This is a genomic window from Sphingomonas sp. G-3-2-10 (genome assembly GCF_012927115.1).
Classification (GTDB): Bacteria; Pseudomonadota; Alphaproteobacteria; order Sphingomonadales; family Sphingomonadaceae; genus Sphingomonas.
Genome location: NZ_JABBFY010000001.1, coordinates 2,193,092 through 2,218,471 on the forward strand (window position 1 = coordinate 2,193,092; position 25,380 = coordinate 2,218,471).

General features: G+C 66.0%; 23 protein-coding genes. 12 read left to right on the top strand and 11 right to left on the bottom strand.

Translation table 11 applies throughout. The features are described 5' to 3' along the window. Position 1 precedes the first annotated feature (1 nt). Complete coding sequence (locus HHL13_RS10905) at positions 2–1,822, bottom strand: acyltransferase family protein (RefSeq protein ID WP_169555686.1); 1,821 nt, start codon at positions 1,820–1,822, stop codon at positions 2–4. A 115-nt stretch (positions 1,823–1,937) separates the two neighbouring features. Between HHL13_RS10905 and HHL13_RS10910 the strand changes: the two genes are divergently transcribed. Further along, positions 1,938–2,888: a Gfo/Idh/MocA family oxidoreductase gene (locus tag HHL13_RS10910; protein WP_169555687.1), complete on the top strand. Its 951-nt coding sequence runs from the start codon at positions 1,938–1,940 to the stop codon at positions 2,886–2,888. Between the two features lie 207 nt (positions 2,889–3,095). Here HHL13_RS10910 and HHL13_RS10915 read toward each other — a convergent pair whose 3' ends face one another. Together HHL13_RS10915 and HHL13_RS10920 are read right to left on the bottom strand one after the other, a co-directional pair. Then, positions 3,096–4,967, bottom strand: a complete 1,872-nt coding sequence (locus HHL13_RS10915) for a CHASE4 domain-containing protein (RefSeq protein WP_169555688.1) — start codon at positions 4,965–4,967, stop codon at positions 3,096–3,098. Beyond that, positions 4,967–6,886: an EAL domain-containing protein gene (locus tag HHL13_RS10920; RefSeq protein WP_346775541.1), complete on the bottom strand. Its 1,920-nt coding sequence runs from the start codon at positions 6,884–6,886 to the stop codon at positions 4,967–4,969. The genes HHL13_RS10915 and HHL13_RS10920 overlap by 1 nt, the downstream gene beginning before the upstream one ends. 295 nt (positions 6,887–7,181) lie before the next feature. Here HHL13_RS10920 and HHL13_RS10925 point away from each other — a divergent pair, with 295 nt between their 5' ends. Genes HHL13_RS10925 through HHL13_RS10935 form a run of 3 tightly spaced genes read left to right on the top strand, consistent with a single transcriptional unit; the run spans position 7,182 to position 10,602 of the window. Continuing rightward, positions 7,182–8,066 (top strand): dienelactone hydrolase, encoded by an 885-nt coding sequence (locus HHL13_RS10925; RefSeq protein ID WP_169555690.1) that lies wholly within the window; start codon positions 7,182–7,184, stop codon positions 8,064–8,066. Between the two features lie 41 nt (positions 8,067–8,107). After that, positions 8,108–10,252, top strand: a complete 2,145-nt coding sequence (locus tag HHL13_RS10930) for a PAS domain S-box protein (RefSeq protein WP_169555691.1) — start codon at positions 8,108–8,110, stop codon at positions 10,250–10,252. After that, entirely contained in the window at positions 10,249–10,602 is a 354-nt protein-coding gene (locus HHL13_RS10935) for a response regulator (RefSeq protein WP_169555692.1), read from the top strand. Before HHL13_RS10930 ends, HHL13_RS10935 begins: the two co-directional genes overlap by 4 nt. Here the strand turns inward: HHL13_RS10935 and glmS are convergent, their stop codons facing one another. Continuing rightward, positions 10,603–12,426 carry a glutamine--fructose-6-phosphate transaminase (isomerizing) gene (glmS, locus tag HHL13_RS10940; RefSeq protein ID WP_169555693.1) on the bottom strand — a complete coding sequence of 608 codons (1,824 nt, stop codon included), beginning with the start codon at positions 12,424–12,426 and terminating at the stop codon, positions 10,603–10,605. Next, complete coding sequence (gene glmU / locus HHL13_RS10945; protein WP_169555694.1) at positions 12,426–13,778, bottom strand: bifunctional UDP-N-acetylglucosamine diphosphorylase/glucosamine-1-phosphate N-acetyltransferase GlmU; 1,353 nt, start codon at positions 13,776–13,778, stop codon at positions 12,426–12,428. Before glmU ends, glmS begins: the two co-directional genes overlap by 1 nt. A gap of 75 nt (positions 13,779–13,853) precedes the next feature. Between glmU and HHL13_RS10950 the strand changes: the two genes are divergently transcribed. Continuing rightward, complete coding sequence (locus tag HHL13_RS10950; RefSeq protein WP_169555695.1) at positions 13,854–14,543, top strand: HAD hydrolase-like protein; 690 nt, start codon at positions 13,854–13,856, stop codon at positions 14,541–14,543. On the opposite strand, the gene HHL13_RS10955 is transcribed toward HHL13_RS10950, so the two are convergent. From HHL13_RS10955 to HHL13_RS10980, 6 genes are all read right to left on the bottom strand, one after another. Next, positions 14,540–14,971 carry a DUF4019 domain-containing protein gene (locus tag HHL13_RS10955; protein ID WP_169555696.1) on the bottom strand — a complete coding sequence of 144 codons (432 nt, stop codon included), beginning with the start codon at positions 14,969–14,971 and terminating at the stop codon, positions 14,540–14,542. The two genes, HHL13_RS10950 and HHL13_RS10955, sit on opposite strands and share 4 nt — an antisense overlap. 48 nt (positions 14,972–15,019) lie before the next feature. Continuing rightward, on the bottom strand, positions 15,020–15,385 hold the full coding sequence (locus HHL13_RS10960) for a VOC family protein (RefSeq protein ID WP_169555697.1): 366 nt from the start codon (positions 15,383–15,385) through the stop codon (positions 15,020–15,022). A gap of 85 nt (positions 15,386–15,470) precedes the next feature. Then, positions 15,471–16,478, bottom strand: coding sequence for a nucleotidyltransferase family protein (locus HHL13_RS10965; protein WP_169555698.1), 1,008 nt, complete (start codon positions 16,476–16,478; stop codon positions 15,471–15,473). Then, the gene (locus HHL13_RS10970; protein WP_169555699.1) at positions 16,475–17,335 is read right to left on the bottom strand and encodes an HprK-related kinase A; all 861 of its coding nucleotides are present in this window, start codon (positions 17,333–17,335) and stop codon (positions 16,475–16,477) included. The genes HHL13_RS10965 and HHL13_RS10970 overlap by 4 nt, the downstream gene beginning before the upstream one ends. Continuing rightward, positions 17,332–17,637 (bottom strand): HPr-rel-A system PqqD family peptide chaperone, encoded by a 306-nt coding sequence (locus HHL13_RS10975; RefSeq protein ID WP_169555700.1) that lies wholly within the window; start codon positions 17,635–17,637, stop codon positions 17,332–17,334. The genes HHL13_RS10970 and HHL13_RS10975 overlap by 4 nt, the downstream gene beginning before the upstream one ends. 81 nt (positions 17,638–17,718) lie before the next feature. Beyond that, a complete protein-coding gene (locus tag HHL13_RS10980; protein ID WP_169555701.1) occupies positions 17,719–18,105 on the bottom strand; it encodes a hypothetical protein in 387 nt (128 codons plus the stop codon). Between the two features lie 69 nt (positions 18,106–18,174). Here HHL13_RS10980 and HHL13_RS10985 point away from each other — a divergent pair, with 69 nt between their 5' ends. The 7 genes from HHL13_RS10985 (at position 18,175) to phoB (ending at position 25,320) form a co-directional block, all read left to right on the top strand. Beyond that, positions 18,175–19,374, top strand: a complete 1,200-nt coding sequence (locus HHL13_RS10985; RefSeq protein ID WP_169555702.1) for an ATP-binding protein — start codon at positions 18,175–18,177, stop codon at positions 19,372–19,374. A 93-nt stretch (positions 19,375–19,467) separates the two neighbouring features. Further along, complete coding sequence (locus HHL13_RS10990) at positions 19,468–20,499, top strand: substrate-binding domain-containing protein (RefSeq protein ID WP_169556913.1); 1,032 nt, start codon at positions 19,468–19,470, stop codon at positions 20,497–20,499. After that, positions 20,499–21,875, top strand: a complete 1,377-nt coding sequence (gene pstC, locus HHL13_RS10995) for a phosphate ABC transporter permease subunit PstC (RefSeq protein WP_169555703.1) — start codon at positions 20,499–20,501, stop codon at positions 21,873–21,875. The genes HHL13_RS10990 and pstC overlap by 1 nt, the downstream gene beginning before the upstream one ends. Further along, a complete protein-coding gene (pstA, locus tag HHL13_RS11000) occupies positions 21,868–23,154 on the top strand; it encodes a phosphate ABC transporter permease PstA (protein ID WP_169555704.1) in 1,287 nt (428 codons plus the stop codon). The genes pstC and pstA overlap by 8 nt, the downstream gene beginning before the upstream one ends. Next, positions 23,154–23,930, top strand: coding sequence for a phosphate ABC transporter ATP-binding protein PstB (gene pstB / locus HHL13_RS11005; protein WP_169555705.1), 777 nt, complete (start codon positions 23,154–23,156; stop codon positions 23,928–23,930). The genes pstA and pstB overlap by 1 nt, the downstream gene beginning before the upstream one ends. Next, positions 23,930–24,628 (top strand): phosphate signaling complex protein PhoU, encoded by a 699-nt coding sequence (gene phoU, locus HHL13_RS11010; protein WP_169555706.1) that lies wholly within the window; start codon positions 23,930–23,932, stop codon positions 24,626–24,628. Before pstB ends, phoU begins: the two co-directional genes overlap by 1 nt. Then, complete coding sequence (gene phoB / locus HHL13_RS11015; protein WP_169555707.1) at positions 24,628–25,320, top strand: phosphate regulon transcriptional regulator PhoB; 693 nt, start codon at positions 24,628–24,630, stop codon at positions 25,318–25,320. The genes phoU and phoB overlap by 1 nt, the downstream gene beginning before the upstream one ends. The last annotated feature ends 60 nt before the right edge of the window (positions 25,321–25,380 follow it).

Here is a 25,380-nt window from a genome sequence, read left to right on the forward strand (position 1 = left end):
GTCAGTCCCGTCGCTTCAGCGCCGCCTCGATCGCGGCATCCAGCAGCGGCATGACACGCTGATTGCCGGTATCGGACAGATGCCGCTCGTCCTGATAGTTGAGCCGGCCATTGCCGCCGATCAGTGCGAGCGAGCCGTCGGGACTGAGGAACAGCGGCGCGGGATCGACCACCGTCACGGACGGTGAGGCCGCCGCAGCAACGATCGCCCGTCCGCGCATCCGCGCGTCGACGGTAGCGTCATCCTCAACAAACGGCGGCGCCAGCCCGTGGCGGATCGCATCGCGATTCACCGTCTTCGGCGGCCCCGGGATCTGCTGGACGAGGATCACATGGATGTTGCGCGATGCGAACTGCGCCAGCGCGGTTTGCAGCACGGCGGGGTCGGTCAGCTTGTCGTCCCATGCTTCGGCCAGCACCACGACGTCCACCGGCTGCGCGGACAGGTACGACCACACCGCGGGCCAGGTCGAACCCTCGCGGCCGGGAAGCTGATCGCCTGCCGACATGCTCAGCACATTGAGGCCATAGCCCCGCGACTTCGCCAACATTCCCAGATCGCGCGCATACATGCTCGCCTGACTGTCACCGACCAGCACCACGCGGCCCCGGCTCCCTTCAGACGCGACGATGCCGCCACCGGCGATGCCGTCGGGGCTGGCGTCGAGATAATGCGCGTTGCGGATCGCCATCCCCGCCGCGAACGTCCCCGCCGCCGCCGCGAAAAAGCCCATAAAGGCCAGCATCCGCCGGCTCGGCCGGTTGAGCATCAGCCGTGCCGGGCGCTCGACCAGCGCATAGCTGATCCAGGTCGCGGCCAGCGTCAGCCCGATCTTGAGCGCGCCGCGCGTCCACTCGTCCGACGCGTAGAGCTGGTAATCGACCAGCGAGAAGATCGGCCAGTGCCACAGATAGAGCGAATAGGATCGCTTGCCGATATGGACAGGCAGCTTGTGCCCGAGCCATCGGTTCAGAACCGGGCGCGGATCGCCAGCCGTGGCGAGGATCGCGACCGTCCCCAGCACCGGCAGCGCCGCGAGGAATCCGGGGAAATTCTCGCCTTCGCGCAGCGCCACTACCGATACGACCACCAGCGCCAGTCCGCCCCAGGAAAGCCAGGGCGACAGCTTCTCGCCCGGCGTGATCCCGCGCCAGCGCAGCATCGTGACCGCCGCGCCCGCCAGCAATTCCCATCCGCGCGTGGGCAGCAGGTAAAAGGCATAGACCGGCTTCACGACAGTAACCGCGATGCACAGGATCAGGCTGAGCGCGGCGAGCACCAGCGTGATCGCGACCGGCCAGCGCGTCCAGCGCGTGACGGCATAGAGATAGAAGGGGAAGAACAGGTAGAACTGCTCCTCCACCGCCAGTGACCAGTAATGCAGGAACGGCTGGGCATCGGGCGAGACCGTGAAATAGCTGCCCATCAGCATGTATTTGACGTTCGCCAGGCTCACCGCGGCGAAAGCCGCATTGGCGCCGGCGGATGCGAAATCCTGGTCCGAATAGACGAACCACGCCCCGATCAGCGTCGCGAACAGGACGAGGAAGAAGGCAGGCGCGATGCGCGAGATGCGGCGCTGGTAGAAGCGGCCGAGCGAGAATTTGCCGCGATCGCGGTCTTCCAGCAGGATCGCGGTGATCAGGAAACCCGAAATCACGAAGAAGATGTCGACGCCGACAAATCCGCCGCCGAGCCACGAACGCTCGAAATGGAAGAGGACGACCGCAAGCACCGCCAGCGTCCGCAGGCCATCCACTTCCGGCCAATAGGCAAGCAATGGCCGTCGCGGCTGCGCCCCGGTTTCGTCGATGCTGTTCATGCCTGCCCCTAAGCTTCTACGATATGGCGCTAACACAGACGTTCGGAGGGTGCGAGATGCGGTTGCACCCGTCCGCGCCCCGTCCTAGAGGCGAGCCGCCAGTGCAGGGGACGTCATGAAGAATTTCGCGTTGATCGGGGCCGCAGGCTATATCGCGCCGCGCCACATGTCCGCCGTCCGGGACACCGGCAACCAGATCACCGTCGCCTATGACGTGAACGACAGCGTCGGCATCATCGACAGCTATTTTCCGGAAGCCGATTTCTTCACCGAATTCGAGCGCTTCGACCGGCACATCTACAATCTCACGCGCGGCACGCACGAGCAGGCAATCGACTATATGGCGATCTGCTCGCCCAATTATCTCCACGACGCACATTGCCGCTTCGCCATGCGCAGCGGCGCGGATGCGATCTGCGAGAAGCCGATCGTGCTCAATCCGTGGAACCTGGACGGGCTGCTAGAGATGGAGCAGGCGACCGGGCGGCAGGTCCACACCATCCTCCAGCTTCGCCTCCACCCCTCGATCGTCGCGCTGCGCGAAAAGGTGCAGGCCGAGGCTCGCAATACGAAGCATGAGGTCGACCTGACCTACATCACCTCGCGCGGCCACTGGTACATGCAGTCGTGGAAGGCCGATGTCGCCAAGTCGGGCGGGATCGCGACCAATATCGGCGTGCATTTCTTCGACATGCTGCACTTCATGTTCGGCGCGCTGCAGATCAACGAAGTCCATTGGCACGACGATCGCCACGCGGCCGGCTATCTCGAATATGAGCATGCCCGGGTCCGCTGGTTCATGTCGATCGACATCGACGACGTCCCCGCCGAAGCCCGCGCAAAGGGTCAGCGGACGTGGCGCTCGATCACCGTCGATGGCGAGGAAATCGAATTTTCCGGCGGCTTCACCGATCTGCACACGCGCTCGTATCAGGAAATCCTCGGGGGCCGCAGCTTCGGGCTGGAGACCAACCGGACCGCGGTCGAGGCCGTATCGCACATCCGCACCGCGGCGCTGACGCCGGGCTCGTCGGCGGAGCATCCGTTCGTGGCGCGGCTGCGGTAAGGTCCGGGAAGTCGCGCGGTTCGTGACCTTATCCCGAGGAGATTTGCGTCGATTGATGGAATGGTGCGGCGCCGTGGCTGACGGTTCAAAGAGCGGCCCGGGTTTCCGGGCCGGCTGAACCAAGCAGCTGAAATCCAACATTACAAGCCTGCGACTAGCTTACGCCGCGCGCATTCAAATCCTTCCCCGGAGGGGGAGGATTTGAATCTAAGCAGCGGCGCTCTGCAACGCAGGCTGCGCCTGCGCCGCTTTCAGCGTGATCACCGCGCGGGCGCCGTGGCCCTTGCCTTCGCTCTTCAGCTCCAGCGCGCCTTCCATCGCCAGCATCGAATTGGCGCACCAGTGCAGTCCCAGCCCGCCCGACTTGTGCTCGCGGGTCGAAAAGCCCCGCTGGAACAGGGTCGCGCCCTTTTCGGGATCGAAGCCTTCGCCATCGTCGCGGATGATGATCTCCACCCGGCCCTCGCGTTCGTGGATCGAAACCGAGATGCTGCCGCTGTTACGGCCCGTGGCGGCGATCGCTTCGGCCGAGTTCGAGAATAGATTGCCGACGACCTGGCTCAGGATCACGCGATTGGCCATCACCAGATGCGGCTTCGACGGGAAGCTGAACGCGATCGAACTGCCGCCCGAATAGCGCGCGATCGTGGCGTTCTGCGCAACGATGTCCGACATGTCGCACGCCGCGAGCTGCGGCCGCTCATGCGCAGCTTCCTGCTGCTGGCCGATGATTTCGAGAACATGGTGCAGTGCCTCGCGGCCGATCTGGTTCTGCTTGTTCCGGTCCTCGCGCTCGGTCTCGACGGCGTGGACCGCGGCCGCAAGGAACGCGACCAGCTTCTGACGGCGGGCGTCGGGAATGTCGTTGCGCATCAGTTCGCCCAGCGCGCGATCGAGGATATCCTTGTCGATCGGCTGCTGGCGCGCGGCGCCCTGGCTCAGCACGGTGCTGATCGGGTTCAGCGCGTTGCGGACATTGTGCATCACCGCGACCGCGCTTTCGCTGCGGCCCAGCGTGAAACTCTGCACCTCCAGCTGCTCCCGCAGATCCTTGAGCTGCTTCAGCATCGCATTGAAGCTGGTGACGAGACTGCCAATCTCGTCGCCACGCGGCTCCTCGATCAACAGGCCGAGCGAACCCGATTCCTGCACCACGCCCATATGCTGCTCGACCCGGTTGAGCGGCTTCAGCACCATCCGCACGATCATGCGCCGCAGCACCCACAGCACGATGATCAGCAGCACGCTCGATCCCACCACCGCGAGCAGCAGCATACGCCGGCCCAGGCCGGAGAGGTCGCGCGGCACGTCATAGGTCACCGTCGCGACCGGGCGGCCGGTCACCCCGGCGATCGGAACAGCGATGTTGAGGCTCGAATCGTGCGGCGTGACGCTGACATCGGCCTGCGGGTTCGCAAGCTCGAGCTTCGCATCGAGCCGCAGCAGATTGTACAGCTGCTTGCTGTCGATCGTGCGGGCCATGATGACATAGCCGCGCGGATCGCCGCTCCCGTCGGACTTGCGCACCTGCGCGATGCCGACCGCGGCAAGCCGGTCGCCGAACTTGGCGTAGAAATTGGCCGAGCTCTGCCCGTGCAGCGCCTTGGCCGGATCGATCGTCGCCAGCGTGCGGACCAGCGCGTCGCGCATCGCGGGCACGTCCCTCTCGCTTTCCAGATCGAGCCAGCGGGCGATTACCACGCGGCGATCGTTGTCGAGATAGGCCATCCCGTTGACGCCGAGATTGACCATCGCGAGCGGCGAGAAGCTGTCCTTCTCGAATGTCTCGTTATGATCGGCCATGTAGTTGTAGCTGTCGGTCCAGTCGCCATAGTCCTTGACCGTGCCCTGCACCTTCGAGGCGAATTCGCCGAGCACGCCATTGGTGCGCTGGACATGGCCGTCCACCGCGCCCTGCTCCAGCTGATTGAAGCTGGGCGTGATGACGCTGGCGAGCAGCAGGGTAAGCGCAACGGCGCCGAGCAGGCCGACGCCGGTCAGGATCAGCACCAGTTTGGCGCCGAGCGATGCGGGGACGGCGAAGCGCCGGCCCGGCCGCCCGGCCGAGCGAGCAGACATCAGCCGTGGGTCCCGTTACCTGCCTGAATCTCGGGAAGCTCGACCGCTTCCTCGTCTTCCTCCACCGCCATGAAGCGCTGGGTGGCGAGCCAGAGGGCATCTTCCTCCGGCATCGGACGCGCGAGATAATAGCCCTGGAGATGGCTGCACCCCGCCGCGCGGAGCGACTGAAGCTGGGCCTCGGTCTCGACACCCTCGGCCACCACCTCCAGCCCGAGCGCGCGGCCGAGATGGATGATCGAATGGACGATCGCAGCGCTCTCACGCTCGCGGCCCATGCCGTCGATGAAGCTGCGGTCGATCTTCAGGCAATCCAGCGCGAACTTGCGGATATTGTAGAGCGAGGAATAGCCGGTGCCGAAATCGTCCAGCGCGATGCGGAAGCCCATCTGGCGCAGGCGGAACAGGGTTTCCGACGCGCGTTCGACATCGTCGAAGATCGCGGTCTCGGTGATCTCGATCTGGAACCGCATCGGGCTGACGCCGCGATGCTGCACCCGCTCGATGATATGGCCCACGAAATTGGGCCGGCGGAACTGGCGCGGCGAGAAGTTCACCGAGACATATTGCCCCGGCCATTGCTGCAGCACGCGGACCGACTCGTCGATCACCCAGTCGCCCAGTTCGTGGATCAGGTTCGATTCCTCGGCGATCGGGATGAACATCCCGGGCGAGATCATGCCATATTCGGGGCTGCACCAGCGCAGCAGCGCCTCGAAGCCCTTCACTTCCAGACCTTCGCGGCCGACGATCGGCTGAAACACCAGCTTGAGCTCGCCATTGGCGATCGCGGCCGAAAGCCCGCTTTCGATCTGACGGCGGAAGCGGATCGATTCGTCCATGCTCTCGTCGAACACGCGGACGATGCCGCGGCCGCCGCGCTTGGCTTCGTTCAGCGCCAGATCGGCGCGGCGCATCACGTCGATCGGGTCGTTCTCCTGGCCCGCTTCGGCCATGACCACGCCGATCGAGCACCCACCCTGCACCGAATGGCCGAACACCTTGAAGCTGGTCGAGCAGGCCTTGATCAGCTGCTCGCAGGTCATCACGGCCTCGTCCTCGCTGCCGCATTTCTTGAGCAACGCGAATTCGTCGCCGCCCAGGCGCGCGACAAAGCCGTCCTCGCCGATATTCTCCTGCAGGATCGCATAGACCATGCGGATCAGTTCATCGCCGGCCAGATGGCCGAACGTGTCGTTGACCAGCTTGAACCGGTCGAGATCCATCATCGCCATGCCGAAGCATTCGCGCGAGCGGACATAGTCGGTCAGCACGCGCAGGAAGGCGAGCCGGTTCGGCGCGTCGGTCAGCGAATCGTGATTGGCCATGTGCGTGGCCTTGGATTCGTTCGCGGCCAGTTCCAGCTTCTGCTCTTCCAGCAGATCGATCTTGTCGGCCAGCGCGGCGCGCGCGGCCTTCAGCTCCAGATCCACCTGCCAGCGGCTGCCCAGCGCGGTCGCGGTCTGGATCACTTCCTCGGCCTGGAACGGCTTTGCGATGTAGAAGATCTTGTCGGCGGGCCCGGCGGCGCGGCTGATGTCGAGGGGCGAGAAATCCGAATAGCCGGTGACGATGACGAGGTTGATGTCGGGATCGAGCGCGCGGATGCGGCGCGCAGTTTCCTTGCCGTCGATCCCCGGCGGCATCCGCACGTCGATGAAGGCGACCGAGAAGCGATCGCCGCTGGCGATGGCCTGCTCGACTGCGTCCACCGCGTCGAGGCCCTGCATGAAATGCGAACAGTCGAACTCGGTATCGTTCGCCGCGAGCGGCGCGGGCGCCGCGCGGTCTTCGTCGCCGAAGAGTTCCGCCGCCATCGCCGAAAGCGCCGACGCATCGCCGCCCCCCGCATTGCCGCCGAAGCACTGGCGATACGATTCGTGCATCGCCGGCTCGTCATCCACGATCAGAATGCGCACCTGTCTCACCCCCATAGAGTATTTCCACGGAGTAACCGGGCAGCGTTAACCACGGGTAAAGGGCAAGTTGGAGCCGTCCTTCTCCCGGACGGTTTGGCGTAGGCCGCCATAACCGGTCCTTCCTGCCCGGAGGGCCGGGGCCACGGGAGCAAGCCGAAGCCGCGATCCGATCCCCGTGGCTTCGGCTTGTATCCGCCGCTGGCGGCGTGGCTTGTATCCGCCGCTGGCGGAGTGACTTGTACCGCCCCCTCGCCCGCCCTACTCCGTTCAGCGGTTATTCGCGGAAGGGTCGCCCATGTTTCTCCCGCTTCTGCTCGCCGTCGCCGCCCCCGTGGTCTGCGATGCGACCTGGCACGACGCCCAGCGCAATCGCGATGTGCCGATACGGGTGCGGATGCCGGGCGGATCGGGCAAGGCGCCGGTCATCCTGTTCAGCCACGGACTCGGCGGATCGGTGGAGGCAGGCAAGGCATGGGGCATCGCCTGGGCCGAGGCCGGGTTCATCGTCATTCACCTCCAGCATCCCGGCAGCGACGGCCCGGCCGTGCGCGACGCCGGGGCGCAGGCGGCAATGGCGCCCCAGCAACTGATCGCCCGCGTCGGCGACGTCGGCTTCGCGATCGACGAGATCGGAAAGCACCCCAGGGTCGGCGCCTGCGACCTCGCCCGCGCCGATACGACGAAGATCGGCATGTCCGGCCACAGCTTCGGCGCGCACACGACGCAGGCTGTCGCGGGTCAGCGTTTCGCGCGCGGATCGAGCATCGCCGATCCCCGCATCCGCGCCGCCGTCGCGTTCAGCCCCGCCCCGCCGATGCGCGGGCCGGGCACCGATACCGATGCGTTCGGCGCGATCGCCATCCCCTTCTTCTCGCTGACCGGCGGCGAGGACGAAGTCGCGCTCACCCCTGTCAAGGCAGCCGATCGCCAGCGCCCCTATCGCGCCATGCCTGCCGGCGGGAAATACCTGCTCGTCCTCGACGGGGCGAACCACGCCGCGTTCGGCGGGCAGGATTTCAGCAGCCACGGCACCGCGCCCGACAGCCATGTCCGCCCAATCGTGATCCGCCTGACCACCCTGTTCTGGCGCTGGACGCTGATGGGCGATGCGCAGGCAAAGGCCCAACTGGACACGGGCGATCCCGCCCTCGCCCCCCGGGACAGCTTCGAACATCACTAGGCCGTTGATTTGCCGTAACTAATGGCTAGGGTCACGCACGGATGGCACCCCCCGAGGCCCCTATCGAAACGCTGCCGACGGGCGAGGACGAGTTCCGCCTGATCGCCGACAGTGCGCCCGTGGCGGTCTGGGTCACCCGGCTCAATCGCCAGCGCAGCTTCGTGAATCGCGCCTATGTCGAGTTTCTCGGCGTTCCCTATGACGAGGCGCTCGTGTTCGACTGGCGCGCGATCATCCATCCCGAAGATGCGATGCGGCTGTTGCAGGAATCGATCGCGGGCGAAGCCAGCCTGGAGACCTTCTCGCTGGAAGGGCGCTATCGCCGCCATGACGGCGAATGGCGCTGGCTCAATTCCACATCTTCGCCGCGACGCGACGCAGAGGGGCGGCATATCGGCTTTATCGGCGTCGCCCACGATGTCACCGAGGCCAAGGAAGCCGAACTGGCGCTGCGCGATCGCGAGGCGCAGCTTTCGGCCTATATCAGCCAGTCGACCGCCGGCTTTGCCCAGGTCGATCTCGATGGCCGCTTCACCCTGGTCAACGATCGCTTCTGCGAGATCGCCGGGTGGCACCGCGACGATCTGATGGGCCGGACGATGCTGTCGATCACCCATCCCGACGACATCAAGCGCAACACCGGCCTGTTCGAACGCGCGGTCGCGGTCGGCGAGCCCTACACCCATGAGAAACGCTATATCCGCAAGGATGACGGGATCGTTTGGGTCAATAATTCGGTCTCGGTGATCCGCCGTCCCGATGGCGAGCCGTTCGGTGTGCTCGCGGTGACGCTCGACGTGACCAAGCGGCGCGAAGACGAAGCGTCGCTGCGCAAGGGCGAGGAGACGCTGCGCCTCGCGATTGAGGGCGCGGGCATGGCGACCTGGGAACTCGATCTGCCGACGATGACCGGCCAATGGTCGCCCAACCGGTTCGATCTGCTCGGCCTGCCCCGGACTCCGGATCTGCGCGGCACCGTGGACGACTGGCTTGAGCGGATCGTCACCGACGATCGCGAAATGGCGCGCACCGCGTTCGAGCGCTGCGTCGCGAAGGGCAAGCCCTACACGATCGAATACCGCATCCGCCGGGCAGACACCGGCGAGGAACGCTGGCTGCAAAGCCACGGCAGCCGCGTCGATTATGCCGACGAACGTGCCACCCGCTTCGTCGGCATCTCGTTCGACGTGACCGAGCGCAAGCACGCCGAAGAGGAATTGCGCGAGAGCGAAACGCGCTATCGCACCATGTTCGAGCAGGCGAACGACTTCATCGTCACCATGACGCTCGATCAGATCATAACCTCGGTGAACCCGGCGGTGCTCGGTTCGCTCGGCTATGCGGAACATGAAGTCGTCGGCCGCTGGATCGGCGATTTCATGGACGAGGATCAGGTCGCGCTCAGCCTCGCCGCGCTCCAGCGCAAGCTGAGCGAAGGCGGTTCGACTCGCCTGACGATCAACGTCCGGGCGAAGGACGGGCGCGAACTGATCTGGGAAACCAATTCGCGGCTGGGTCTCGACGATCAGGGCCGACCGACCTCGCTTCAGGCGATCGGCCGCGACATGACCGAGGCCAAGCGCGCCGAAGCGCATCAGAAGCTGCTGATCGACGAGCTGAACCACCGGGTGAAGAACACCCTCGCCATCGTGCAGGGCATCGTCCAGCAGACCTTCAAGGCGGACGCCAATCCCCGCGCCGCGCGCGCCGCGTTCGAAGGGCGGCTCTCGGCTCTGTCCGAGGCGCACAATCTGCTCACCCGCGAATTCTGGGGTCCGGTGTCGATGGCGCGGATCATCGACGATGCCGTCGCGCCGCATGGCGGCGATGCGGGCCGGTTCGAACTGGAAGGGCCGGACCTGACCATCGCGCCCAAGACCGCGATCAGTCTCGCGCTCGCGATCCACGAACTCGCGACCAATGCCGTCAAGCATGGCGCGCTGTCGGTTCCCGAAGGTCGGGTCGCGATCCAATGGGCGAAGGCGAGCGGCAACGAACCTCGCCTGAGCCTGATCTGGAGCGAGCATGGCGGTCCACCGGTCAAGACGCCGTCCAAACGCGGCTTCGGCACGCGCATGATCGAACGCGGCCTCGCCGCCGAACTGGGCGGCAGCGTGAAGATCGAATTCGCGCCCGAAGGGCTGAAATGCGTGGTCGAGGCGCCGCTGCCCGAGGCGACGGCATGACCGCGCTGGAGGGACTGCGCGTGCTGGTCGTCGAAGACGAGCCGATCGTCGCGATGTGCCTCGAGGACATATTGGACGGCCTTGGTTGCGTCACCATCGGCCCCGCCAGCCGCCTCGCCGACGGGCTGGCGCTGGCACAGGCCGGCGGGCTCGACGCGGCGATCCTCGACATCAATCTGGGCGGCGAGCGCAGCACCCGCATCGCCGAGGCGCTGCGCGGCGGCGGCGTGCCCTTCGCGTTCGCCAGCGGCTATGGCGCGGTGCCCGAAGGGTTCGAGAACCAGCCGCTGATCGAGAAACCCTATCGCGAAGCCGATATCCAGGCGGCGCTGGTCCGGCTGCTGGGCTGATTATTCCACCGTAACCGACTTCGCCAGGTTGCGCGGCTGGTCGACGTCGGTGCCCTTGGCCACCGCGACATGGTAAGCCAGCAGCTGCACCGGCACGGCATAGACGAGCGGCGCGATCAGCGGGTGGACACTGGGCATCTCGATCACTGCCTCGGCATCGTCGCCGGCCAGCGCAAGGCCTTCCTTGTCGGAGATCAGCACCACGCGCGCGCCGCGCGCCTTGGCTTCCTGCATGTTCGACACGGTCTTGTCGAACAGCGGGCCGGAGGGTGCCAGCACGATCAGCGGCACGAGGTCGTCGATCAACGCGATCGGACCATGCTTCATCTCGCCCGACGCATAGCCTTCGGCGTGGATATAGCTGATTTCCTTGAGCTTCAGCGCGCCTTCCAGCGCCAGTGGATAGTCGGGACCGCGGCCGAGATACAGCACGTCGCGCGCTTCCGCGATCTTCGGGGCCATCGCCGCGATCTGCTCGTCGCGCGCCAGCGCCGCGTTGATGCAGGCCGGCGCCTCGATTAGATGGCGCACGATCTGGCGCTCCTCGCTCGGCGGCATCAGCCCCTTGGCACGGGCAAGATTGACCGACAGCGCGGCCATCACCGCGAGCTGGCAGGTGAATGCCTTGGTCGAGGCCACCCCGATTTCCGGCCCGGCATGGGTGGAGAGCAGCAGATCGACTTCTCGCGCCATCGAACTGGTCGGCACGTTGATGATGCCCGCGGTGGTGACGCCGTTCGCCTTCATGTGGCGCAGCGCCGCCAGCGTGTCGGCGGTCTCGCCCGACTGGCTGACCACAACGCCCAGCGTATGTGGCAAAAGCACCGGATCCCGGTACCGGAACTCCGACGCCACATCGACTTCCACCGGCACCCGGGCAAACCGCTCGATCCAGTATTTGCCGATCATCCCGACATAGGAAGCCGTCCCGCAGGCGACGATCACCACGCGTTCGATCTTCGACAGGTCGAAATGCATATTGGGCATCGCCACCATCTGCTCGACCGGGCGGATGTACGACTGGAGCGTCTGCGCGACGACCACCGGCTGCTCGTAGATTTCCTTGAGCATGAAATGGGCGTGGTTGCCCTTGTCGATCGCCTCGGCGGTCGCGCCGGACTGGACGATCGGCCGCTCGACGGGATTGTTGTCGCGATCGAAGATCTCGATCTTCTCGCGCGTCAGCACCGCCCAGTCGCCTTCGTCGAGATAGGCGATGCGCTGGGTCAGCGTGGCGAGCGCGTGCGCGTCCGAGCCCAGGTAATTCTCGCCATCCCCATAGCCCACGGTCAGCGGCGCGCCGAGGCGCGCGGCGATCAGCAGGTCGGGCTGGTTGCGGAACAGGAAGGCGATGGCGAACGCGCCGTGGAGGCGCGGCAGCACCGCGGCGACGGCATCGCGCGGAGCCTTGCCTGCCTTCAGCTCGCGATCGACCAGATGCGCGACGACTTCGGTGTCGGTCTGACTCTTGAACTGGCGCCCTTCCGCGATCAGCGCGTCGCGCAGCGGCTTGAAATTCTCGATGATGCCGTTGTGGACGATGGTGACGTCGCCCACGATGTGCGGGTGCGCATTGTCCTCGGTCGGCGCACCGTGCGTGGCCCAGCGAGTATGCGCGATGCCGATCAGGCCGGGCAGCGGGCTTTCGGCGAGGCGGTTGCCCAGATTGGCGAGCTTGCCTTCCGCGCGCCGGCGATCGATCTCGCCATTGTGCAACGTGGCGATGCCCGCCGAGTCATAGCCGCGATATTCGAGGCGCTTGAGCCCGTCGAACAGCCGCTGCGCGACGTCGCTGGTGCCGAGGATTCCGACAATTCCGCACATTATTTCGCTGCCTTCTTTGCCTTCATCGCTTCACGGAAACGATGCGCCCAGCCGGGCTTCACTTCCTGCTTCGCCCGCACGATGCCCAGCGCATTCGCTTCGACATCGCGCGTCACCACCGATCCCGCCGCGACGATCGCGCCGTCGCCGATCTTCACCGGCGCGACCAGCGCGCTGTTCGATCCGACGAATGCGCCATGACCGATCTCGGTGCCGTATTTGAAGAAGCCGTCATAGTTGCAGGTGATCGTGCCCGCGCCGATATTCGCGCCCGCACCGATTTTCGCATCGCCGAGATAAGTCAGGTGATTGGCCTTGGCACCGGGGCCAAGGATCGCCTTCTTCATCTCGACGAAATTGCCGACCTTCGATCCCTGCTCCAGCACCGTGCCCGGCCGCAGCCGCGCATAGGGGCCGACCTGCGCACCGCTCAGGATCGTCGCGCCTTCGATGTGGCAGAAGCCGTGGATGGTGACGCGATCCGCCACGCTGACGCCGGGGCCGAAGAACACATTGGGTTCGATGATCACGTCGCGGCCGATCGCCGTGTCGTACGAGAACCACACCGTCTCCGGAGCGATCAGGCTCGCGCCATCGGCCATCGCCTGCACCCGGCGGGCACGCTGCCAGACCAGTTCGGCACCGGCCAGTTCGGCGCGGCTGTTGATGCCCAGCACTTCGGCTTCGCTCGCTTCGATCACGACCGAGCGGTCGCCATCCTTCAGCGCCAGCATCACCACGTCGGGAAGGTAATATTCGCCCGCCGCATTGTCGTTGTCGACGCGCTCCAGCAACGCCCACAGGTCCGCGGCGCGCGCGGCGAGGACGCCCGAATTGCACAGCCGCTCGGCGCGCTGGCGCTCGTTGGCGTCCTTATACTCGACCATCGCCAGCACCCGGCCATCGCCCTCCGCGATGATGCGGCCATAAGCGGCGGGGTCTTCGGGGCGGAAGCCGAGCACCGCGACCTTCGGCGCATCTTCGGCGTCCAGCCGCTCGACCAGCCGGGTAATCGTCGCGGTCGTCAGAAAGGGCACGTCACCGAAACAGACCACCGCGATGCCATCGAACCCGGCCAGCGCGTCCTTTGCCTGAAGCGTGGCGTGCGCGGTCCCCAGCTGTTCCTCCTGCACCGCGATCTTCGCACCCATCGGCGTGACGGCAGCCTCGACCTGTTCGCGCAGGCTGCCGACCACGACGACACGCTCGCTGACGCCGGCGGCGTCGAGGCTGTCGATCAGGTGGAGCAGCATCGCCCGGCCCGCGATCGGGTGCAGCACCTTGTGCAGGTCTGACTTCATCCGCGTGCCCTTGCCGGCTGCGAGGATGATCGCGGCAATCGGTGCTGTCATGTGCCCTCCACTGAACTTCGCCCCTGCCACGAACATCTTGCCAATTCCATAGCGCGGCCTGCATCAGGGCCGTCCATGACAAATTTCCCCTTCGACATCGTCGGATTCGACCTCGACGGCACGCTTCTCGACACCAGCGAGGATCTTGCCGCGGCGACCAACCATGCGCTGGCGCTGGCAGGACGGCCGTTGCTGGAGCTGCCGGCGGTCAAGACGATGATCGGGCGCGGTGCGAAGGCGATGCTGGAGATGAGTCTCGAAGCCTCGGGCGGGTTCGACAAGGAGCTGATGGACCGCGTTTATCCCGAGTTGCTGACCTATTACGAAGCCAATGTCTCGCGCGGATCGAAGCCCTTTCCGGGGATGCTCGACGCGCTCGACCGGCTCGACGCGCTGGGCGTCAAGGCGGCGATCGTCACCAACAAGTTCGAGCGGTTCGCAGTCAAGCTGATCGGCGAACTCGGCCTCGCTCACCGCTTCGCCGCGCTGATCGGCGGGGACACGATGGGCCGCGGCAACGCCAAGCCCTCCGCCCTGCCGATCCACGAGATGATCGCGCGCTGCCAGGCTCTGGGCGGCGGCGGACGAGCCGCGTTCGTCGGCGATTCGATCTACGACACGCTGGCGGCGAAGAATGCCGGCATCCCCAGCATCGCCGTCAGCTTCGGCTTCCTGATGCAGCCGGTCGAGGAACTTCACGCCGATGCGGTGATCGACAGTTACGACGAACTGATCCCGGCGCTGGAGCGGCTGGGCGCGGCCTAGTCCGCCGCTTTCTTATTCGACTGGAAGTGATAGGCGCTCAGCTGCTGCTTTCCGTCACTCGTCACGAAGACGAACTCCTCCAGCACCTTTGCATGCTCGAAAGTGGATTCGTAATTCAGCACGACGAGATTCCCGGTACCCACTTGTTCCCGCCAGCCGACCCTTTCCGCGGACTGAAACTTGCCGAACGTGCTCCGATATTTCGTGAACATATCGGTCCACTGCTTCTCGGTGACAGCGCCGCGAAGATCGGGCGTGGTTGCGCGATAATTCTCGACATCGCGACCCTCGGCATAGAGTCTGCGAAAGGAAGCCACTGCCGCTTCCGCGCTTTTCGTCTTTTCCGTTCCATCCACCGGAATGGTGCCCGGATCGATCGAGCAACCCGTCAGTAAGAACGCCGCGACTGCCGTCAGTACGATGCGCATAAATGCCCCTTCTGCGGGCAAGCTGCCACGGGCGTGGATCAGTGTCGATCAGTCACGATGCTTCAACTGGTGCAGCAGGATCGCATTGCCTTCGCTGTCCGCGATCACTCGCATCCGGCAGACCGGGCTGTGGATCAGGTCGCTCTTGAAGGTCACGCCCTTGCCTTCCAGTTCGGCGCACAGCGCGTCGAGATCCTCGACTTCGAACGCGATCGTGCCGCCGGCATTGGCCGAGGGCGTATCGCCGGTGACGGTGGTGATGGCGAGGCAGCCGCCGCCGGGCATGTCATATTCGACCCAGGGCACGCTCTCCGGCGCGCTGCTCTGGGTGAAGCCCAGCGTCCCTTCATAAAAGGCGCGGGCCCGGGCCATGTCGGTGACCGGGTACATGGTGAAGGCGACCTTGCGGAACATGCGGCTCTCCCCTGCTGATGTATCGCGAGCATAACAGGGGCGGTCCGGCAGGCCAAGAAAATGTTCTTTTTATGTTCCAATCACTTTACCCGACCGGACGATAGCCCTTGCGGTATTTGGTCCATAGATGCCGGGCCAGCATCGCGGGCGGCATCCGGATCGCATGGCTGCGAATATAGAAGGCCATTCGCGTGAGCTTGCGGCTCTGGCGGCCCCAGCCGTCGCGAGCGAGCAGACGGCGGGCATAGAGCGGGTCGAGGCTGTCCCAGCCCTGCCAGCTCGCGGGAATTTCGGTGCCATAATGATGGTGCGCCTGCCGTGTTGCACGACGCATCGCAGCGAGCAGGCCGTGATGGCGAGCGCGCGCCTCAAGCCCATCCATGCCGAACTCCTCGATCAGACAATGAATATCCCACAGATTGCGCAGCCCGCCGGCAAGGTCGCCATCGGCGAACAGATGCGCGGCGGCATGGCACAGCATGTCGTTGGGATTGAGGATGCGCAGGCCGTTTTCCAGCGGCTCGCTGTCCTTCAGCATCGCCGCCGCATCGGGCGTGATCGTCGCGGTGAGCGGCAGGATCGTGTGATGCACGTCGATCATCCGGTCGCGCTCGCGATGGATCAGCGGGGGCAGCTCATGCATCCATTGCCGGTAATAGGCGTCGTCATAAGGATCGGGCTTCACCCATTCCCAGCCCGACGCGAGGATCGCGGCTTCGGCGTCGTCGATCCGGTCGCGCGGTACGAGGATATCGAGATCGCCGATCTGGCGACCGGGCGATGGCGAGAGCCCCGCAGCGGCAAAGGCGGTGCCCTTGAGCAACACGATCGGAATGCCCGTCCCCGCAAGCGCGCGGCGCGCCATCTCGGCTTCCCACAAAGCGACGATGCGGCCCTGTTCCGCCGACGCCATAGCGTCCTCGAGCACACGCCGCGCCGCCGCGGGCTTGGGCAGACCATCGAGCCGGTGCGCCAGCGTACCGATCAGCTGCTCGGCGCGCGCGATGGCGAGCAACGCAGTCCAGCCCGCAGCATCGAGCGTCGCGGTCGATGCCGGGTCGCGAAGCGCGCGGGTCAGGAGCGCGCCGTTCACAGCGCGCTCCAGATCCGTTCGACCTGCGCGATGGCGGTGTCGGTGTCGGGATAGTCGATCGCGTGCGAGGGCACGGTCTGCACCAGCCGGGTGAGCGCATCGAACCCGCGCTCGGCGAGGTTGGTATAGTTGGTCGAGGCCTGCGTCAGGCGGACGAAGGTCTCGCTCGGCATCATCTGGCGCTCTGCGCCTTCGAAACCGAAGCGGGGGAAGATCAGCAGCGCGGGCGTCGCCGGTTCCGTCATGGCGGCAATCGCCCGGGCATCGGGAACGAGGTGGCGCAGCGTCCCCTTGGGCGTGCCCTCCATCACCGCCCCGAACCGCGCATCGGGCAGCGCCGCCGCGACCACCGGCAGCGCTTCGTTCTTGAGACTGACAAGGCGGGGAAAGCCGTGAACCAGCCCGGTCGCGGGATCGACCAGCGCAAACTCGTCGCCCATCAGCCGCCAGCCGCGCGCCATCAGCAACGCCGCGAGCGTCGATTTGCCGGCGCCGGAAATGCCGCTCATCAGCAACGCCTTGCCGTCACGCTCGGCAGCCGAGGCGTGGAGCAGCAGATAGCGCCGCTGGCCCAGCGCCATCTGGAGGTTCATCCCCATCTCGGCGGCGAGCAGCCCCATCGACAGCGGCAAGGGCGCTGCGTCGGGGATCACGAAATCGCCGCCGATATGCACCGAAGGCCGGGCGAAGCGACGCCAGGGCCGCGCGGCGAAGAGGTGGACGTTGAAATCCGGGATGCCGTCGTCGGGCTGCGGATAATCGCGATAGAGATGCTCGATCTCGTCGATCGGCGCGCGCCAGTCGCAACCGATGCGGAAGCCGATCGGGCCGATGCGCAGGCGGGTCGAATGCCTCATGCGCGCTCGACCAGTCCGGCGGCGACCAGTTCGTCGAGCCGTACCGCCAGCGTCATGGGATCGGCGTCGGGAAGGTCATATTGCTCGGCGAGCCGGGCGAGGAGCGCGTCCACGCTCAGCGCTTCGTCGCCCAGCGTCTCGAGAATCTCGGGAACCGGCGCATCGACGACATGGGTGATCCCCGACGCGCGGTGATAGATCAGCGTCAGCGCGTCGAGCGGGACGATGCGCAGGGTCGCGGGCGCAGCAGCGCGATAGCTGGTCACATCCCGTGCTCCGGCGAAGGCCGGAGCCTCGGCCATCTGCGACACCGCTCTAAATCCGAGGCTCCGGCCTTCGCCGGAGCACAGCGGCTTCTGGGTAACGTAAGGAACGGCACGGCCTCAGCCGCGCGGCATCTGCAGCGAAGCGAAGCAGGTAAAGCCCGCGGTGCCCGATTGCAGGCGGCGGATATAGTTGGTGTAGGCCCGGCTGCGTTCGTAATCGGCGCCCGGCAGCGTGCCGCCGTTCAGCGCGCGCTTCACGTCCTCGGCCTTGTACTTCACGCCCGGCGGCGGGAATGCGCCCTGCGTGCCCGGTGCGACCAGCGATCCATCGGGTGCGATATAGCTGCCCGCCTTGCCCGGATCGGGCACGGGAATCTCGCAATTCATCACCGAAGCGCTGGTCTGTGCCAGCGCCGGACGGATCGAGACGATCGCGGATGCGCTCGCGGCGCCGATCATCAGTGCGCGGCGGCTCGCCTTGGGGATGTCCTTCTCGTCGGCCATATCCCTTCTTCCTGCGCCCGCGCCTCTTTCGCAATCGTAAATCGTGGTTGACCGGGCTAGGAAGCGGCCATGCTCTCCTCATCCGGATTCCGCGCGCTCATGGCGCTGGCCGTGGCGGTCCTCGCGGCGCTCGCCAGCTATCTGCTCAATGGCGACGCGCAGGCCGCGCTGCTGGTCGCCGTGGCCGGGATCGCCGCGGTGCTGATCGCCGCCAGCGGATCGGAGGAACCCGCTTCCCCCGCCCCGGCCGCCACCCCCGTCAGGGACGAGCCGCCGGTGGCCGAAGCGATGGAAGCGATCGCCGAGCCGGTGCTGGTGATCGCCGCGAACCGCGTGCTTTCGGCCAACCATGCCGCCCGCGCGCTGCTGGGCCAGCATATCATCGGCGAGGATGTCCGCCTCGCCATCCGTCACCCCGCCGCCGCCGAGCGGCTGCTCAACCCGACCGAAGTGACGCCCGGCGCATCGATCCACCTCGTCGGCCTGGGCACGCGCGACCAGCGCTGGGAGATGCGCGTCCGCGACGTCGGGCGGCAGCGGATCGTCCACCTCATCGACCGCACCGGCAGCTACACCGCCGAGCGGATGCGCGTCGATTTCGTGGCGAACGCCAGCCACGAGCTGCGCACCCCGCTCGCCGCGCTGCTCGGCTATGTCGAAACGCTGCGCGACGATCCCGATACCGAACCCGCGATGCGCGACCGGTTCCTGCGGATCATGTTCGACGAAGCGCGGCGGATGCAGCGGCTGATCGACGATCTGATCTCATTGAGCCGGATCGAAGCGGACAAGTATCGCAAGCCCGAACAGAGCATCGACCTGAACGCGCTGGTCGAGGAAGTACGGGTCGAACTGGCCGGCGGCGGCAGCCCGCGCATCGCCGATCTGGTGATGGACGTCAGCGAAGTGCCCGAAATCCGCGGGGATCGCGTCCAGCTTTCGCAGCTGCTCCACAATGTGATCGGCAACGCGATGAAATATGGCCGCGACTCCACGCCGGTGACGGTGAAGCTGAAGCCCGGCAATGACGGCATGGTGCAGTTGAGCGTACAGGACGAAGGCGAAGGCATTCCGCCCGAACATATCCCGCGCCTGACCGAGCGCTTCTACCGGGTCGATTCCGGGCGCAGCCGATCGCTGGGCGGCACCGGCCTGGGCCTCGCTATCGTCAAGCATGTGGTCGAGCGGCATCGCGGCCGCCTCGATATCGCATCGACCGTCGGCAAGGGCACGACCGTCACGATCCTGCTGCCCGCCCGGCAGGGCTGAGCCCCGCCCGGCGCACTGTCATAAAGGCGTAACCGTACTGCAAGAGAGGCGTTCGCAACGAGGGCCGATTCTCGCGCCCCGGGGAGACCTCGCATTTTCGGACGGTTCACGCTTTTCGCGGTTGCCGCGCTCGCCCTTACGGCGTGCGACAGCAACTCGACGCGAGAGATCCGCGTGGTCGGATCGTCGACCGTCTTCCCCTTCACCACCGCGGTGGCCGAGGCGTTCGTCAACCAGAGCGGCGAACGCAAGCCGCCGGTGATCGAATCGATCGGCACCGGCGCGGGCATGAAGCGCTTCTGCGACGGCGTGGGCTGGCAGTTCCCCGATGCGGTGAACGCCTCTCGCCGGATGAAGAAATCCGAATTCGAGCTGTGCGGCAAGAATGGCGTGGGCGAGATCCTCGAAGTCCAGATCGGCGTCGATGGCGTCGCGCTGGCCGAGAGCAATCGCGGGCCGAAGCTGCAGCTCAGCAAGAAGGACGTCTATCTCGCGCTCGCATTCGCGCCCTATGGCCGGCCCAACACCGCGAAGCTGTGGCGCGACGTCAATCCGTCGCTGCCCGCCATCCCCATTCAGGTGATGGGCCCGCCCTCGACCAGCGGAACGCGCGACGCACTGGTCGAACTCATCATGGAACCGGGCTGCGCCGAAGCCGATCCTAACGCAAAGGTGCTGAAAAAGGCCAAGGACGCCGCGCCTTACGACAAGCTCTGCAAGCGCATCCGCGACGACGGCGCCTATATCGACAAGGGCGAGAACGACAATCTGATCGTCCAGGGCCTGGCGCAGAACCCCAATGCGCTGGGTGTGTTCGGCTATTCCTATCTCGAGGAAAATGCCGACCGGCTGCATGGCGTCCCGATCGACGGGATCGCGCCGTCCTATGACACGATCGCCGGCGGGCAATATCCCGGCGCGCGGCCGCTCTATCTCTATGTGAAGAAGCGGCATCTGCGCGCGGTGCCGGGCCTGGCCGATTTCCTGCGGCTCTACACGACGATGTGGAATCCCGGCGGCAAGCTGACCAAGCGCGGCCTGATCGCGGCCCCCGATGCGCTGCGCGCGCGCTCGGCGGCGATCATTGCGCAGGGCATTCCGCTCGATCCGGCGGGCCTGCACTGATGAGCGCCTTCGTCCTCCTCTTCCTGATCGCCGGTCTCGGCCTGATCGCCTGGCTGACCGCGCGGGCGCGCGCCGCCCGGTTCGATCGCGGCGGGGCCAAGCGGCTCCACTCGCTGCCCGGTCAGCATGGCTGGTACGTCGCGATCTGGACCGTGATTCCCGCGATCCTGTTCATCACCGTGTGGAGCTCGATCAGCCCGGGGCTGGTCAAGGAAGCGGTGCTCCAGCATCCCGCCGCCGCCCAGCTCCCCCAGTTCGATTTCGAGCGCGATGCCTTGCTCGCCGAGGCGCGCCGCGTGTCGCAGGACCCCGGCGCCAAGGCGTTCGATCCGGTCGCGGAGCAGCTCGCCCCCGTCGTTCGCGAAGCGCGCAGCCGTTACAGCTGGATGGGCACGCTCGCGGCGATCCTGCTGGCCTTTGCCGGCGGCGCCTTCGCCTTCACCCGCATCCGCGCCGATTTCCGCGCCCGCTCGCAGGTCGAGCGCGGCGTCATGGTGCTGCTGCTGATCGCGTCGCTGATCGCGATCCTCACCACGCTCGGCATCTTCCTGTCCTTGCTGTGGGAGTCGCTGCGCTTCTTCCAGCAGGTGCCCTTCTGGGAGTTCCTGTTCGGTACCCACTGGAGCCCGCAGGTGATCGACGCCAACGATCCCGGCGCGTCGCTCGGCGCGGTGCCGCTGTTCTGGGGCACCTTCTTCATCGGCGCGGTGATCGCGATGATCGTCGCCATCCCGTTCGGGCTGATGAGCGCGATCTACCTCACCCAGTACGCCGCCCCGCGCGTGCGCCGCTGGATGAAGCCGATCCTCGAGATTCTCGCGGGCGTGCCGACCGTGGTTTACGGCTATTTCGCTGCCCTCACCGTCGCGCCTTTGGTGCGCGATCTGGCAGTGATGCTCGGCATGCCATTCGCTTCGTCCGAAAGCGCGCTGGCCGCCGGTCTGGTCATGGGCGTGATGATCATCCCGTTCGTTTCGTCGATGGCCGACGATTCGATCGCCGCCGTGCCCACCGCGATGCGTGACGGCAGCCTGGCGATGGGCGCGACGACCAGCGAAACCATCAGCAAGGTGCTGATCCCCGCCGCTCTGCCCGGCGTCGTCGCGGGCGTGCTGCTCGCCGTCAGCCGCGCGATCGGCGAAACGATGATCGTGGTGATGGCCGCTTCGGGCGCCGCGAACATCACGCTGAACCCGTTCGAGAGCGCGACGACCGTCACCAAGCAGATCGTCGACCTGCTGACCGGCGAGAGCGAGTTCGACAGCCCCAAGACGCTCGCCGCCTTCGCGCTGGGCCTCACGCTGTTCGTGATTACGCTGATGCTCAACATCGTCGCCCTGCGCGTCGTGAAGAAATACCGGGAGGCGTATGAATAGCGCCCAGCCTATCGATCCCACGCCCACCGACTGGAAGGGCGCGGCGATGCAGAAGCGCATCCGCAAGCGCTATGCGGCGGAGCGGCGCTTCAAGGCGTTCGGACTGGCGGCCGTGGTGCTGTCGGCAGCGTTCCTCGCCTTCCTGCTGGTCACGATGGCGGCCAACGGCGCACGCGGGTTCATGCGCAGCGAAGTGGCGCTGACGATGGACTTCCCCGCGCTCGCCTTGCCGATCGATCGCACCCAGTTGAACACCCCCGGCGCCGATCTGGCGCTGTCGGGCGCGGAGCTGGAGAATGCGGTGTCCGGCGCGGCCGAGGCCCAGCATGGCGAAGGCGCGATCTCCGACAGCGCGTGGCTGAAGGTCCGCGACGCGATCAAGGCCGATCCTTCGGTGCTCAGCCGCAAGGAAGTCTTCTGGGTGCCCGCATCGACCGGCGTCGAGAACGGCCTGCGCAGCCACGCCAAGCCGGAAGAGAAGGCCGCGGCCGACAAGCTGGAGGCCGCGAACGCGCTGCGCACCGGCTTCAACGCCGATTTCCTGACCAGCAGCAACTCGATCGATCCCACGGCGGTCGGCATCTGGGGCGCGCTCAAGGGATCGCTGATGACGATGCTCATCACCTTCCTGATCGCCTTCCCGATCGGCGTGCTCTCGGCCGTCTATCTCGAGGAATATGCCCCGAAGAACCGCTGGACCGACCTGATCGAAGTCTCGATCAACAATCTGGCGGCGGTGCCCTCGATCATCTTCGGCCTGCTCGGCCTTGCCGTGTTCCTCGGCAGCTGGAGCCTGTTCGGCTATCAGTTCGGCCCGCTCTTCCCGCGTTCGGCGGCGCTCGTCGGCGGGCTCACCCTCGCGCTGATGATCATGCCCGTGATCGTCATCGCCAGCCGCAACGCAATCAAGGCGGTTCCGCCCTCGATACGCGATGCCGCGCTGGGCATCGGTGCATCGCGCGTGCAGGTGGTGTTCCACCACGTCCTGCCCCTCGCCATGCCCGGCATCCTCACCGGCACGATCATCGGCATGGCGCGCGCGCTGGGCGAAACCGCGCCACTGCTGCTGATCGGAATGCGCGCCTTCATCGTCCAGCCGCCCGAAGGCTTCACCGATCCGGCGACCGTCCTCCCGGTCCAGATCTTCCTGTGGTCCGACGAAGTCAGCCGCGCGTTCGTCGAAAAGACCAGCGCGGCAATCATCGTGCTGCTGGTGTTCCTGCTCGCCATGAACGGGCTGGCCATCTATCTTCGCAACAAATTCGAGACCCGCTGGTGATGACCGAAGCGACTATGACCCAGCCCAAGATGTCGGCGAAGAACGTCAATGTCTTCTACGGCAGCAATCAAGCGATCCGCGACGTGTCGATCGATGTCGACATGGACAAGGTGACGGCGTTCATCGGCCCCTCTGGCTGCGGCAAGTCGACCTTCCTGCGCACGCTCAACCGCATGAACGACACCGTCGCCTCGGCGCGGGTCGAAGGCGATATCCGGCTGGACGGCGAGGATATCTATTCCCCCGCGATGGACGTGGTGCAGCTCCGCGCCCGCGTCGGCATGGTGTTCCAGAAGCCCAATCCCTTCCCCAAATCGATCTATGAAAACGTCGCCTATGGCCCCCGCATCCACGGGCTGGCCGCGTCGAAATCGGAGATGGACCTGATCGTCGAGCGCTCGCTGAAGCGCGCCGGCCTGTGGGACGAAGTGAAGGACCGCCTGCAGGACAGCGGCACCGCGCTGTCGGGCGGCCAGCAGCAGCGGCTGTGCATCGCGCGCGCCATCGCGGTCGACCCCGAAGTGATCCTGATGGACGAGCCCTGCTCGGCGCTCGATCCGATCGCGACCGCGAAGATCGAGGAGCTGATCCACGAACTGCACGGCCGGTATGCGATCGTGATCGTCACGCACAACATGCAGCAGGCGGCGCGCGTCAGCCATCGCACCGCCTTCTTCCACCTCGGCCAGCTGGTCGAATATGGCGTGACCGACGACATCTTCACGGCGCCCAAGATGGAGCGCACGAAGGACTATATCACTGGAAGGTACGGATAATGGCGACCGGCCACGAACATACCGTCAAGGCGTTCGATCAGGATATCGGCCAGCTCCGCGCGCTGATCAGCCAGATGGGCGGTCTTGCCGAACAGGCGATCAGCGACGCGATGGTCGCGCTGGCGCGCGGCGATATCGCCCTCGCTCGCGAAGTGCGCGACAAGGACAAGGCGATCGACGCGATCGAAGCCGAGGTCGAGCGGCTCGCGGTGCGCGTCATCGCCCTGCGCGCGCCGATGGCCGACGATCTGCGCGAAGTGGTGGCAGCGCTCAAGATCGGCGCGGTGGTCGAGCGGATCGGCGATTATGCCAAGAACATCGCCAAGCGCGTACCGCTGATCCACACCGCGGATCGCGACCGGATCGAAGCGATCTCGCTGCTGCCCGCGATGGCGCAGATGGCCAGCGACATGGTTCATGACGTGCTCGACGCCTTCTCCGCGCGCGATGCCGCCAAGGCCGCAGAAGTCTGCGCGCGCGACAATGCGCTCGACGATTTCTACGACAGCATCTTCCGCACGCTGGTGACCTTCATGGTCGAGAATCCGCGCACGATCAGCCAGGTCGCGCACCTGCTGTTCGTCGCGAAGAATATCGAGCGGATCGGCGATCACGCGACGAACGTCGCCGAAATGGTGTATTACGCAGCGACGGGCGGCACGCTGGCCGACCGCGAATCCGATGAGGCGATTGCCTGATGGCCCGTGCCCGCATGCTCCTGGTCGAGGACGATGCCGCCCTCGCCGAACTCGTAACCTATCATTTCCGGCGCGAGGATTTCGACGTCAAGCACACGCCCGACGGCGAGGAAGCGCTGCTTCTGGCCAAGGAAGCGACGCCCGACATCGTCCTGCTCGACTGGATGGTCGAGGGGATTTCGGGGATCGAAGTGTGCCGCCGCCTGCGCCGCATGCCCGAAACCGCGAACATCCCGATCATCATGCTCACTGCGCGCGGCGAAGAGGAAGACCGGGTGCGCGGGCTCGAAACCGGCGCGGACGATTACGTCACCAAGCCCTTCTCCCCGCGCGAACTGGTCGCTCGCGTCGGCGCGGTGCTGCGCCGCGTGAGGCCGGCGCTGGCCGGTGAAGCGCTGCTCTACGCCGATATCGAGATGGACACGGTGGGCCATAAGGTCCGCCGCGGCGGCGAGTTCGTGCCGCTCGGCCCCACCGAATTCCGCCTGCTCAAGCATTTCCTCGAGCATCCCGGCTGGGTCTTCTCGCGCGAGCGGCTGCTCGATGCGGTATGGGGCCATGACAGCGACATCGAGAGCCGCACCGTCGACGTCCACATCCGCCGTCTGCGCAAGGCAATCAATGTCGGCAACAAGCCCGACATCATCCGCACGGTGCGCTCGGCCGGCTACGCACTCGATTCGGGGACCTGATCGGCTTCTCCTGCGTTGCGCCTTCCGTGTCCCCAAGGACTCAAGGCAAGATCAGGAGAG